The following is a 12,280-nucleotide window of genomic DNA, read 5'->3' on the forward strand; positions in this document are numbered from 1 at the left end:
GAAAAAGAAAAACAAAAACCAGAGTATAAGATTATTACTAAATCAAAATTAGTAAAAGAAAATACTAAAGATATTGAAAAAAAAGATAGCATTGATAAAACAAAAAAGAGTCTAAATCAACAAACTAATAAAACAACTAATAGAAAATTAAATGATTTTGAAAGTATGTTTTTAGAAGTTCCAAAGAGTTATTATACAATTAATTTAGCTACAATTCATACAGTTAAAAAAGCAAAAGAGTTTACTTTAAAGTATGCAATTGAAGATAGTAGTTTTGCTTTTGAATTTGGGTATGATAATTTAGCTAAAGTTATGTATGGGGTTTTTGAAACATATGAACAAGCACAAAATGCTCTTAAAAATTTACCTTTGCAGTTAAGAAAAAACTCTCCTTATATAGAAAAAATTGGTAAAAAACAAAAACTTTATAAAAAATATCATCAAACCTCTTTTGAAAAAACAGGAGAGAATAGATGAAAACTTTAAAAAAGAATATATTAAATAAAGACTCTTATATAATTGCAAAAAATATAACAGTTGTTATTATTACGTTTATTGTTCTTTTCTCTTTAACTTTTTATATAATTTTTACAGATTTCAAAAATGAATTAATAAAAGAAGCAAAAATCAAATATGATTTACAAACTACAAGTCACTCTTTACAAATAAAGTCAATGATATTAAATCATGATATGAAAAGTTTAAATAAAAATTTAAATGAGATAATCTCAACAAATAGCTTTAAAACAATCAAGTTAAGTTTTAATGAACTTATTTTTAATAAAGAAGCTTTATTAAACAATACTCCAAATTTTAGTGATATAAAAGCAACTATTAGTGATGTGGCTATTGATATTAGATATGGAAGTATAAAAAAGTTAAGTGATAGTTATTTTTATTTTGTACCTTCTTCTTTTTTTAATAAAGATGATTTTATTAGTATTAGGTATCAAGCTTATAAAAATAATGAAATTAAAAATCTTTTTGCAAGTTTTGAGTTTAAAGATATTATTAAAGAGCAAACTTTATCAAAACAAAGAGTAAACTTTCCTTTTTGGTTAGAGTATATTTTTGATTATGATTTTAAAAATAGAAAAAAAGAGTTGTTCTTTAAAGATAAAAAAATTTTAACAATTGATTATATTCTTGATACTTATAATATAAAATATGAAGTTTATAGTTTTACTAAAAATCTATTTTTATACGCATTTTTTATGTTTTTCCCTGTATTAGTCTTTTTTAGATTTTATAACTATTATGTATTTAAAAGGTATGTAACAAAACCAATTCATAAACTAAATAGTTTACTTGATGATATTTTACAAAATAAGTTTCATAGAATAAAAGCAAAAGAGTTTGATGGAACCCAAGAGTTAAAGCAGATGGTTCAAAAAGTTTCGGAACTTTCAAATAAATTGGCTTCTAATGTAAATGAATTAAATATTAGTAAAGAGACACTTGAAAGAAAGAAATCAACGGATACTTTAACAGGTTTAGAAAATCAAAAGATTTTTGAACAAGATATTAAAGCTATGTTTGTTTCTTCAATATCTGGATATGTAATAATTCTAAGATTACCAACATTAAAAGAGTTTTCTTCTTTAAATGGAAGTAATACAACAGATACTTTTATTGAAAACTTTGTAGGTATTGTAAAAAATATAATTTATAGATTTAGTAAAATAGATGTTACTATGTATAGATTTTATGGTTCAGAGTTTGCAATTATAGCAAAAAGATTTGATAATATTAAAGCTAATCAAATGTGTGAAGCAATAATTAATACAACATTAAAAGAGTTGTCACAAAAATATAAATTACCAAATAATCTTTTAACTATTGCTGGAACACCATTTGATTTGTATGGTACTTTAAACTCTATTTTAAGTTCTGTAAATGAAGCTTATGAAGTTGCAAAGAAAAATCCAAATAGTTATCACTTGATTACAGAAGAACAAATTGAACATAATTATGCAACATTAGAAAAAGTTGTTTCTACTATTATTCATGATGCAAATTTTGATGTTGATTATGCTTCAAATAGTTATAGTTTTGATGATGAAAAGCTTGTTATGCAAGAAGTTTCACCAATTATTTATGATAACAATCAGCAAAAATTACCTATTGGTTCTTTTGTTTCAATAGCAGAAAAATTAAATGAGATAATTACTTTTGATAAATTAGTTATACAAAAAGTAATTGAGTATTTAAAATATTCAAAAGCAAAGCATGAAATTGCTATTAATTTAGCTGTGGATACTATTGCAAATAAAGAGTTTAATAGATGGCTTGAAGAGATTTTAAATGCAAATAAAGATTTAAAAAAGAAAATAGTTTTTAGTATTACTTCTTATACAGCATCTTTACATAAACATAAATTTAAAAAATTTGTAAAACATGTAAATGAGTTAGAATCAAAAGTTTTATTGAAAAGGTATAATACAAATGATTATCCTTTAGAAGAGTTAGAGAATATAAAAGTTGATTATTTAAGGATTGACAAAGAGTATACTACAAATCTTTCAAATGATAAAATTAAACGTCATAAGGTAAAAAATATTTTGATTTTTGCTCAATTAAATGATATGGAAATTTTAACAGATAGAGTAAAATCTGATAATGATTATGCTCTTTTAAAAAGGCTTGGTGTTTATGCTACAAGTAGGTAAAGGAAGAGTTTTGAGAATATTTATTGTTTTGATTTTTATGGTTTTTTTTGCTGGTTGTACTACAAATACTCTATCTTTAGAAAAACAAAATAGTTTACAAACTATTAAATATTCAAAAAAAGAGTTTGACAATATCTCTAAAGATGCAGTTTTAGAAGCTATTAAAAAAAGTTTTGCTTTAAGTAATAAAGAAAAACAGTTTCAAATAAATTCATATAGAAATCATATATTAATTCAAAGAATAACTCTTAATTATTTTATGTTTTCATCAGTAATAAAAGTTGAAAACTGGTTATTTGAATTGGAACAAAAAGAGAATAAAACTTTTGTTAAATTATCAATTTATAAACAAGATAGATTTGATGAAAACAAAAAAATCTATTATGAAAAAAAGTATCATGATATTCTTTGGAGTAGAATAGAAAATTTACTTGGATTAAATAAAAAATGGCTCTCTTGTAGAGGTTATATTTGTTCTATATTTAGTTCAAATGAACCTTCAAAGGATGATTATATAAAAGATGTTTTAATTTCACAAAGAAAAGCAAAATTGCAAGCAATAATACAAAAGAAAATAGAAGCAAAAAAAGCAAAAATAAAAGAAGATATTTTAAAAGAGTATGAGGCTTTTTTAGATTTTGAAGAAAAAGATGAAGAGATTAAAAAACAAGATGAAGAGTCTATAAAAATAAAAAATGAGTTTGATAAACTAATTTTTAATGACTCTAAAAGTTTGAAAAAACAGAAGCAAAGTGATACAATAGATAAAAAGCTTGATAAGATAGATACTAAAAATAGGATTTAAAATGAGACAGATTCTTTTATTTATATTTATGTCTATTTTTTTGTATGCATCTGTTTTTGATGAAGCAATCAAAGATTTAAAAGATAAAAAGTTTTTAAGTGCATATGAAAAGTTTAGTCAAGTGGCATTAAATGAAAAGAATCCTATTGCTCAGTACAATGTTGCTTTAATGAACTATAAAGGTTTAGGTGTACCTGTAAATAAACAACTAGCTTTTCAATGGTATGAAATGGCTGCAAATAATGGTAATAAACAAGCACAAAACAATCTTGCACATATGTATTATTTGGGTGATGTAGTAAAAAAAGATAAACAAAAAGCTATTTTTTGGTATGAAAAAAGTGCAAATCAAAATTATGCTCTTGCACAATTAAACTTAGCAATGATATATGAAAAAAATCATACAAAACAGAGTTTACAAAAAGCTTTTGCTTGGTATAAAAAAGCTGCTTTAAATGGTGTGATTTTTGCACAAAATAATTTGGGAAAACTTTACTATTTTGGTCAAGGAACAAAAAAAGATTTACAAAAAGCTTTTTATTGGTTTAAAAAGAGTGCTTTAAGTGGAAATGAGTTAGCTCAAATTAATTTAGCTATGATGTATTATAGTGCAGATTATGTAAAAAGAGATTATGAAAAAGCAAGATTTTGGTTTGAAAAAAGTGCAAAACAGGGAAATAAAACTGCAATTATAAAACTTGCAGATTTATATAGAAAAGATACAAAAATTAAACAAGATTACAAAAAGGCTTTTTATTGGTATGAAATTGCAGTTAAAAATTATGAAAGTTTAAAAGCTATGTATTATCTAGGATATTTTTATTATAATGGTTTGGGTGTACAAAAAGATAGACAAAAAGCTAAATATTGGATACAAAAGGCTGCTTCTAAAGGACATGAACGTTCTAAAAATTTTCTAAAGATTCATAATTTAAAATAACTAAGTATTTTTACTTAGTCATTTTTTGGCATATTTCAGTCTTCATTCCTTCATGAAAACTACAATTTAAACCACACTTATAAGTGGCTTTATTTGAGATATTTAACTCTTCTATTTTATTTATAGAAGCTTGTTTGCACTCTTCTAAACTATTATAAACTCCATTTTTCATACTTCTTTTAATATGGTTTTTATCTGGGTAAATCCAAGATGTCCATTGTTGTTTTTGATTGTTATTTGAACAAGCATTTAAAAACAGTAGTATTGAACCTAAAATTAATAGATTTTTTATCATTTTGCTCTCTTTTGATTTTAGTTTAATTGATTTTATTATAAAAGCTATTAAATCAACTAGAATAGTTTACGATTATTCTACTATTTTTATGTTATTATTACTTTTCAAAACAAAAAAAGAGAGTTAAAATGAAAATAGTTATTTCACTTTTATTAGCATGTACTATTATTTTTGCAAAAACAGATTATTCAGAGATGAGTACTCAAGAATTAATTGCAATAATGGGTTATGTAAAAAGTAGTGAGAAAAATGAGTTTATTAAAGAGCTTAAAAGTAGAGTACCAACTATGAGTCCTCAAGAAAGAAAAGCTTATATTAAAAATAAAAAGAAGTTAAATAAATAGTATGAAACAGAAATTACTTTTATTAGAAGATGATATAACACTTAGTGAAACAATTGTTGAGTATTTACAAGATAAAGATTTTGAAGTTATACAAGCTTTTGATGGAGAAGAGGCATTAAGTTGTGCATATGAAACAAAGTTTGATTTGTTATTACTTGATGTTAATGTTCCTTTATTAAGTGGATTTGAAGTATTAAAACAAATTAGACAAAATCAAGATAAAACACCTGCAATATTTATAACTTCATTAAACTCTATGAACTCTTTGGAAGAGGGATTTAATAGTGGCTGTGATGATTATATTAGAAAACCTTTTGCTTTAAAAGAGCTTTTATTAAGAGTAAAAACTATATTAAAAAGAGAGTATTTAAATAAAGAAGAGATTATAAAAATTGATGAACAATTAAGTTTTAATTTAAGCTCTTATGAGTTAAAAAATAGAAATGAAAAGATAAATTTAAATAATAAAGAGTTAAAACTTTTAAAACTTTTTTTATTGAATCAAAATGAACTTTTAAGTCATGAAAAAATTTATGATTATGTTTGGGATTATGAAGAGGAAGCTAGTGATACTTCACTTAGAACATATATTAAAAATCTTAGAAAAATAGTAGGGAAAGATAGAATTGTTAGTCTTAAAAAACTTGGATATAGATTTAATTCGTAGTGAAAAAAAGACTCTTTTAGGTTTTTTTTTACTTTATACTATACTTTGTATAGTTATTTTAACTTTTATATCATATTTATATTACTCTTTTCAAAAAGATTTAATGCTTCAAGAACAAAGAGTAAAACTACAAGAGTATTCAAATGATTTTGCATTTAGATTAAAAGATTTGCATATTAATTTTGATAAGTACAAATATTATCCAAGAGATGAGAAGTTTAATTCCGCAATTTTTGATAGTTCTAAAAAGCAGATATTCTCTACACTACAAGCAAAAAATGTAAATTTAAATAAAGTAATATATTTAGTTGACAATAAAATACACTTTGTTACACAACCTGAATCTTATTATCTTGGAACAAAATATATAGTAATTGAAATTTCAGAAGATAAATCATGGCTTGAAAACGTTTATGGTTTTTTAATCTCTTTTGTATCTGTTTCTTTATTTATTATGTTGATTTTAGGTTATTTTTTATTAAATCTTTTTTTAAAACCAATGAAAGATGCTTTATATTTACTAGATAGATTTATAAAAGATACTACCCATGAACTAAATACTCCTGTTAGTACAGTTGTTACAAATATTGAAATGATTGATAAAAATAGTTTAGATGAAAAATTAAGAAGAAAAATAAATAGAGTAGATATTGCAGCAAAAACTATTTCAAATATTTATGATGATTTAACATATCTTACATTAAATAATAAGATTATATCAGATAATAAAAAAGTAAATTTATCTAAATTGGTAGAACAAAGAGTAGAGTATTTTCATACTTTAGCAAGTGTTAAAAAAATAGATTTTGTTGTAAATATTAAAAATAGTATTTCTATTTTTATAGATGAAAAAAAGTTATCAAAATTGATTGATAATCTATTATCAAATGCAATAAAATATAATAAACTTTATGGTGTTATAAAAGTTAGTTTAGATGATAATAGTTTAATTATTGAAGATAGTGGAAAAGGTATGAGTAAAGAGCAACTTAATAATCTTTTTATAAGATATAAAAGATTTGATAAAAGTGTAGGTGGTTTTGGTATAGGTCTTAGTATTGTATCTATGATAGCAAAAGAGTACGATTTAAGAGTTGACTTTCAATCTAAACTTGACAAAGGAACAAAGGTAATAGTTACATGGGAAAATTAATTTTATCTTTATTTGTTTTATCTATTTTTTTAAATGCAAGTAATATATATGAAAAGAATTGCGTGACTTGCCATAAAAAGCTTCCTGTAACAATAGATAAATATTTTTATAGATATTTATTAAAATATAGTTCTAAACAAGATGTACAAGATGCAATGTTAAAATATATACTTAATCCTTCAAAAGATAAAACAGTTATGCCAGAAGCATTTATATTAAGATTTGGCATAAAAAAACCTACAACTTTATCAAATAAGCAACTTGAAGAGGCTATAGAAATATATTGGGAAAAATATAAAGTTTTTGGAAAATTAAAATAGTTTATATCTTTTCACAATCAATCCACAATTAGATTTTATACTTACAATATAAAAATTAAGGAGTATAAAATGACTACTACAAAAAAAATCTTAGTTTCAATGGTAATTTTAGGTACAACTTCACTTTTTGCAAATAGTGCAGAGGTTTTATACAAAGCTTGTGCTACTTGTCATGGTGCAAATGGTGAGAAACCAGCTTTAGGGAAAAGCAAGGTTTTAAAAGGTTGGGATTCTAAAAGAGTTCAAGACGCCTTAAAAGGTTATAAAGATGGAACTTATGGTGGAGTAATGAAAGGTGTAATGAAAGGACAAGTTACAAGATTAAGTGATGCTGATATTAAATTATTAGGTGATTATATCGCTTCATTTAAATAAAGTAGGGCTTTAATAAGCTCTACATCTTAGAAGGATAGTTTATGAAAAGAGTAATTGTTTTATTAGTTTTATTTTCAAATATAGTTTTTGCAAAATCTTTACAATCATCAGATTTTGTCAATGTAACTAAAAGTGTACCAATTTATAAGAATGTAACTATAAAAAAACCAATTCAAGAGTGTTATGAACAAAGTTATAATCAAAAAGTAAATATCGAATCTGAATATGATAATAATTCAATAGGTTTAGATACTATTATTGGGGCAACTGCTGGAGTAGTTATAGGAAATCAAATAGGAAAAGGCAATGGAAAAATAGCTGCACAAATTGTTGGTGGTTTACTTGGTGGAAAAGTTGCAAATGAAATAAGGAATACAAGTTCAGATGATTATTATTACGAAACTAAAACTAGAACGAAGTGTATTACAAAATATAAAACAGTAAAAAATAAGAAAGTTATAAAAGCATATAAAAACTATTTTATTTTAGATGGTCAAGAGTATTTTAAAATTACTAAAAAAGCAAAAAGTAGAATTAAAATTACTAAAACAATAACTTACTAAACACTTGAAACTTCAAGTGTTTAAGTAAGGAGTCTAAGAACTGATTGTTGTGTTATATTAAATTGTGATTGTGTATAAGCTCCAACTTGTGATAAAACATTTGATTTATCAAAGTTTGTAACTTCTTGAGCAATATTTGCAGCTGTAAGTTCAGCTTGTGCTGCTCTTGTTTGTATCTCTTGAGAGATTATATTTTTTCCTGTACTAGCAAGTTGGTTTTGTGTTGTTCCTAAATCAGCTCTGTAATTATTTAAAGTACCAATAGCATCATCTACTTTTGATAGATACTCTCTTGCATCTTGTGAAGTAAAAGTTGTTCCATCTTCTGTAAGTAAGTCATTAAGTCCTACACCTACACTATTTGATTGAATTGATGTGCTATCAATTGTATTTGAAGATTCTGTACCTATTTGATAAGCTTGTGATGTTGTAGCATCTTGATTTGTAGAAGAGGCTTGCAATAATGACTCTGAATTATAGTTTGTACTACTTGCTATTGCATCAAAACCTTTTAATGAGTTTTGAATATCTTGTAATAAAGCTTCTCTTCCTTCTTGTGAAGTTGTATCAGTTGAAGCTTGTAGTAGTTTCTCTTTTATATTATCTAAAATTTTAGATTGTTCAGATATTGCAGAATCAGCTATTTGTACAGATGCAATAGCACTATTTGTATTTTCTAAAGCTTGAGTATATCCATTTGCTTCTGTTCTTAAATTATCAGCAATAGATAAGGCTGAAGCATTATCAGAGGCTTTATTAAGTTCTAGACCAGTAGCTATTCTTTCTAAACTTCTATTTTGGTCTACATAAGGGCTTTGATACTGTGGAATATTATTATTTATTTCCATAACAAACTCCTTTTTGCATATATACAAATTGTATAGCAAAAAGGATTAAAGTAAATTTAAGTTATTTAAGTAGTTTCGTTTGGTTCTTGAGTATATTTTTTTATTAATGAAATAAATTTTTTATTATCATTTAGACCATCAAACTCTTCTTCATTCTCTATTTCTTCCATATATTGTTCATTAAGTTTAAGAGCTTTTTCTAAATCATTAATTGCAAAATCATTATATCCTAAAACAGCATGTGCTTTTGCTCTTTGATAAAAAGCATTTGGATAATCATCATCTATTTTTAATGCTTGGTTTGCAAGATGTAGTGCCCAGTTTGCTTCACTTAATTCTAAAGCTGCTTCTGCTTTATATGTTAAAGCTTCAGGGTCATTTGGTCTTAAATTTAATACATCATCATAAATTTCAATTTTACCACTTGCTGTTGTTTCTTGTGCAGCTCTAATCCATAAGGATTGAATAGTATTTGTTTTTTCAATCTCTTTTTGATTTTGAAGTACTTGCTTAGAACGTTTATCTAAATCTTTTTCAATTAAACTCATTCTTTTTTCATAATCATCAATTACTTTAGATACTTTTTCATCTACTATATTTCTAATTTTTTGATTTATATCTCTTATTGAGTTTAATCCAATAACTACCAAAAGAGAAGTAGCAGCAGCAATAATATAAAAAATATTATTTATAGTAGAAGTAGCGTAGTTTATGGCATTAGTAGATATTTCTACTTCCTTTTCTGCTAACCTTTGATAAAGCTCTACTTTTAGTTTTTTATTCTCTTCTCTTAGTTTTCTTAAATCATTTAGTATATAGTTTTCAACAAAAGGTGTATATAAAGGTTTTTCTAATTTATCTAACCTTTTTTGAACTTTTGTTTGTTCCTTCTTTGTCAACTCTTGAGCGCTTAGAGTTGACAAGAAGATAATTGGTACTAAAAGTAGTAGCAATCTTACCATTTAAATCTCCTATATTAACAAATACAATTATTCTCTTTTGCTAATAACTTATCATATAATGTCTCCAATGCAATATCAGAGATATTTTGAGCTACTCCTATATGAAATGAGATTTTAGATGGACTCATATCAAACATCTCAAATGCGATGTTATTCTCTTTAAGTGCAGCAATTGCATCTACAATAGTAAATGAATCCTCTTTTAATCCAATCCCAACAAGAGTAATAACAGATAAAGAGTAAGTAACAAATATATTATCTGGTTTTAATCTTTTATCTATCTCTCTTCTTAAGTTATTAATATTACCTTTTAGGTCTTCTTGCTCTACTAATATAGCTAAATCATCCTTATCAGTCGGATAATGATAAGTATTTATATGAAATTCTCCAAAGATTTTTAGTAGCTCAGCTGTAAAACCTATCTCTTCACCTAACATATCTTTTTGAATATGAATTGAAGCCATATTATCAAGCTTAGCTACTCCTACAAGTTTTTCCATAGGTACTCTTTCACTTAAAATTAGAGTTCCTTTATTTGTAGGATTATTAGTATTTCTTACTCTAATTGGAATTTTACTTTTTTTACAATTTAACATTGCATTAAAGTGAAATACGTTAAATCCTTTTGAACTAAGAAGTCTTAACTCTTTAAAAGTTAATCTTGGGATAACTTTTGCATCAGGAATAACTCTTGGGTCAACTTCATATACTCCATTTGTATCTGTCCAGTTTTCATACATATCAGCATCAAGAGCATAAGCTAATTCACCACCAGTAAGGTCACTTCCTCCTCTACTCATAACTGATATTTCACCTTTTGGTGTAACTCCATAAAAACCTGGAACTATAACTTTTTCATCATCTTTTAGTGTAAAATGCTTTTTAATATTATCATATGTTTGAGGTTGAACTTTTCCATCAGTATATTCATTATCTAATATAAAACCAAAATCTTCAGGAAGCATAAGTTTAATATTTAAACCAACTTTTTTCATATAATCAGCAATAATTTTTGCATTATAGTGCTCACCTCTTGATAGAAAAAAAGCTTGTTTTTTATCATCTTTTAAATCACAACTAGTTAAATCTTTTTTTAAAGCATCAAGTATTTTTTTCTTTTGGATACTCAAATCATCACAAAGTTTTTCATATTTTTTCATAATTGCATCGAAACTATTTTTTGTACTAATTTCAATCTTTTGCTCTAAAAAGTGAGAACCTTCAGTTGCAAGATTTAAAAGATGATCTGTAATTTTTTCATCATACTCTTCATCTCTACCTGGTGCTGAAACTACAATAACTTGTCTTTTTTCATCTCTTTTAACTATATCTACTATTTTTTTTATTTGAGTGGAGTTCTTTACCGAACTTCCACCAAATTTACATACTTTCATTATCTCTTTCCCTTAGTATAATTATTTTAAAGGTGTAAAATCTTTTAAGCATAAAAATTCTGCTCTATTTTTTTTCGCTCCAAAAGGTTTTACAGGTCTATTTTGGGTTGAATTATATACAAAAAATGAGTTTGTTCTACTATATGGCGACATGTTGTCACAGCTACCATGTAAAACATTACCGTCATGTATTACAAGAGTTCCAGCCTTACCAAAAGCTCCTGTTAATTCGCCTGTTTTCATAATCTGTTCAATTGCATTTGCACTAGGTACACCATACATTTGATTTCTCAAAGAGTTTTTATAGTTGTCATCTGGAGTAAATCCCTTACATGAAATATACTTTTTATGACTTCCTTTTATCAAAAAAAGAGGTCCGTTAAACTCTGTATTATCAGTAAGCATAATCCAAGCAGTTAAGCATCTACAGTTTGGCAAGCCATCTTCTGTGTGCCAAGTTTCAAAATCACTATGCCAAGGAAAAGCTTTACCTTTATATGCAGGTTTAATGTTTACTCTACTATGATGTATATAAACGTCACTTCCTAAAAGTTGTCTAACTTTATCTAAAATTCTTGAGTCTTTTGATACTTTATCAAAAACTTTACTAAATAGATGTTGGTTAAAAATTGTTCTTAACTCATTACTATTTGGTTCTTTAATAAACTCTTCGTTTTTTTGAAGTGTTTTATCTTTAGAAAGTCTTATTAACTCTTCTTTTAATTTTTCTACTTCTTCTTTTGAAAAAAGGTCTGGAAAAAGGATGAATCCATTTTTCTCATAACTTTGTAACTCCTCTTCACTTAATGAATGAGTGCCAACTTTTTCTTTACTAAAAACTGTCTTATCAATTCTATTAATTATTTCTTCTTTTTCTATTCTAGATGGATAAAGGTCAATTATTTGTTTAGTTCTAGATGGATATAAATCCGTCATTTCTCCTCC

The 12,280-nt window shown here is 25.2% G+C and carries 15 protein-coding genes; 10 read left to right on the forward strand and 5 right to left on the reverse strand.

Going from position 1 to position 12,280, the window contains the following annotated elements; all coding sequences use genetic code 11:
- The 4 genes from CP960_RS06985 to CP960_RS07000 form a co-directional block, all read left to right on the forward strand.
- On the forward strand, positions 1-477 hold a 477-nt coding region (locus CP960_RS06985), incomplete at its 5' end, for an SPOR domain-containing protein (RefSeq protein ID WP_133121143.1).
- Positions 474-2,669 (forward strand): EAL domain-containing protein, encoded by a 2,196-nt coding sequence (locus CP960_RS06990; protein ID WP_101184702.1) that lies wholly within the window; start codon positions 474-476, stop codon positions 2,667-2,669. The genes CP960_RS06985 and CP960_RS06990, both read left to right, overlap by 4 nt.
- Positions 2,670-2,679: 10 nt before the next feature.
- Complete coding sequence (locus tag CP960_RS06995; RefSeq protein ID WP_133121144.1) at positions 2,680-3,474, forward strand: hypothetical protein; 795 nt, start codon at positions 2,680-2,682, stop codon at positions 3,472-3,474.
- 1 nt (position 3,475) lies between these two features.
- Entirely contained in the window at positions 3,476-4,414 is a 939-nt protein-coding gene (locus CP960_RS07000; protein ID WP_101184704.1) for an SEL1-like repeat protein, read from the forward strand.
- A 10-nt stretch (positions 4,415-4,424) separates the two neighbouring features.
- Here CP960_RS07000 and CP960_RS07005 read toward each other — a convergent pair whose 3' ends face one another.
- Complete coding sequence (locus CP960_RS07005) at positions 4,425-4,709, reverse strand: hypothetical protein (RefSeq protein ID WP_101184705.1); 285 nt, start codon at positions 4,707-4,709, stop codon at positions 4,425-4,427.
- 128 nt (positions 4,710-4,837) lie between these two features.
- On the opposite strand from CP960_RS07005, the gene CP960_RS07010 reads away from it, so the two are divergent.
- From CP960_RS07010 to CP960_RS07035, 6 genes are all read left to right on the forward strand, one after another.
- Positions 4,838-5,053 (forward strand): DUF1104 domain-containing protein, encoded by a 216-nt coding sequence (locus CP960_RS07010; protein WP_101184706.1) that lies wholly within the window; start codon positions 4,838-4,840, stop codon positions 5,051-5,053.
- A 1-nt stretch (position 5,054) separates the two neighbouring features.
- Positions 5,055-5,720: a response regulator transcription factor gene (locus CP960_RS07015; protein WP_101184707.1), complete on the forward strand. Its 666-nt coding sequence runs from the start codon at positions 5,055-5,057 to the stop codon at positions 5,718-5,720.
- Positions 5,680-6,873 (forward strand): sensor histidine kinase, encoded by a 1,194-nt coding sequence (locus tag CP960_RS07020; protein WP_101184708.1) that lies wholly within the window; start codon positions 5,680-5,682, stop codon positions 6,871-6,873. Before CP960_RS07015 ends, CP960_RS07020 begins: the two co-directional genes overlap by 41 nt.
- Entirely contained in the window at positions 6,861-7,193 is a 333-nt protein-coding gene (locus CP960_RS07025) for a hypothetical protein (protein ID WP_101184709.1), read from the forward strand. The genes CP960_RS07020 and CP960_RS07025 overlap by 13 nt, the downstream gene beginning before the upstream one ends.
- A gap of 69 nt (positions 7,194-7,262) precedes the next feature.
- Positions 7,263-7,568: a c-type cytochrome gene (locus CP960_RS07030; RefSeq protein ID WP_101184710.1), complete on the forward strand. Its 306-nt coding sequence runs from the start codon at positions 7,263-7,265 to the stop codon at positions 7,566-7,568.
- A gap of 41 nt (positions 7,569-7,609) precedes the next feature.
- Entirely contained in the window at positions 7,610-8,131 is a 522-nt protein-coding gene (locus tag CP960_RS07035) for a glycine zipper 2TM domain-containing protein (protein WP_101184711.1), read from the forward strand.
- A gap of 20 nt (positions 8,132-8,151) precedes the next feature.
- On the opposite strand, the gene CP960_RS07040 is transcribed toward CP960_RS07035, so the two are convergent.
- From CP960_RS07040 to CP960_RS07055, 4 genes are all read right to left on the reverse strand, one after another.
- Positions 8,152-8,979 carry a flagellin gene (locus CP960_RS07040; protein WP_101184712.1) on the reverse strand — a complete coding sequence of 276 codons (828 nt, stop codon included), beginning with the start codon at positions 8,977-8,979 and terminating at the stop codon, positions 8,152-8,154.
- Between the two features lie 65 nt (positions 8,980-9,044).
- Positions 9,045-9,941 (reverse strand): tetratricopeptide repeat protein, encoded by an 897-nt coding sequence (locus tag CP960_RS07045; protein WP_101184713.1) that lies wholly within the window; start codon positions 9,939-9,941, stop codon positions 9,045-9,047.
- A 14-nt stretch (positions 9,942-9,955) separates the two neighbouring features.
- Positions 9,956-11,335 (reverse strand): aspartate kinase, encoded by a 1,380-nt coding sequence (locus CP960_RS07050; RefSeq protein ID WP_101184714.1) that lies wholly within the window; start codon positions 11,333-11,335, stop codon positions 9,956-9,958.
- Between the two features lie 21 nt (positions 11,336-11,356).
- Entirely contained in the window at positions 11,357-12,271 is a 915-nt protein-coding gene (locus CP960_RS07055) for a phytanoyl-CoA dioxygenase family protein (protein WP_101184715.1), read from the reverse strand.
- Positions 12,272-12,280: the final 9 nt, after the last annotated feature.

It is taken from the genome of Malaciobacter halophilus (assembly GCF_002837275.1).
GTDB classification, from domain to species: Bacteria; Campylobacterota; Campylobacteria; order Campylobacterales; family Arcobacteraceae; genus Malaciobacter; species Malaciobacter halophilus.

What these genes read in the sequence shown, in the direction of transcription:
- CP960_RS07035 (WP_101184711.1), top strand. Translation starts at nt 7,610, where the DNA reads ATGAAAAGAGTAATTGTTTTATTAGTTTTATTTTCAAATATAGTTTTT.
- CP960_RS07015 (WP_101184707.1), top strand. Translation starts at nt 5,055, where the DNA reads ATGAAACAGAAATTACTTTTATTAGAAGATGATATAACACTTAGTGAA.
- CP960_RS07010 (WP_101184706.1), top strand. Translation starts at nt 4,838, where the DNA reads ATGAAAATAGTTATTTCACTTTTATTAGCATGTACTATTATTTTTGCA.
- CP960_RS07055 (WP_101184715.1), bottom strand. Translation starts at nt 12,271, where the DNA reads ATGACGGATTTATATCCATCTAGAACTAAACAAATAATTGACCTTTAT.
- CP960_RS07025 (WP_101184709.1), top strand. Translation starts at nt 6,861, where the DNA reads ATGGGAAAATTAATTTTATCTTTATTTGTTTTATCTATTTTTTTAAAT.
- CP960_RS07005 (WP_101184705.1), bottom strand. Translation starts at nt 4,709, where the DNA reads ATGATAAAAAATCTATTAATTTTAGGTTCAATACTACTGTTTTTAAAT.
- CP960_RS06990 (WP_101184702.1), top strand. Translation starts at nt 474, where the DNA reads ATGAAAACTTTAAAAAAGAATATATTAAATAAAGACTCTTATATAATT.
- CP960_RS07000 (WP_101184704.1), top strand. Translation starts at nt 3,476, where the DNA reads ATGAGACAGATTCTTTTATTTATATTTATGTCTATTTTTTTGTATGCA.
- CP960_RS07050 (WP_101184714.1), bottom strand. Translation starts at nt 11,335, where the DNA reads ATGAAAGTATGTAAATTTGGTGGAAGTTCGGTAAAGAACTCCACTCAA.
- CP960_RS07045 (WP_101184713.1), bottom strand. Translation starts at nt 9,941, where the DNA reads ATGGTAAGATTGCTACTACTTTTAGTACCAATTATCTTCTTGTCAACT.
- CP960_RS07030 (WP_101184710.1), top strand. Translation starts at nt 7,263, where the DNA reads ATGACTACTACAAAAAAAATCTTAGTTTCAATGGTAATTTTAGGTACA.
- CP960_RS07040 (WP_101184712.1), bottom strand. Translation starts at nt 8,979, where the DNA reads ATGGAAATAAATAATAATATTCCACAGTATCAAAGCCCTTATGTAGAC.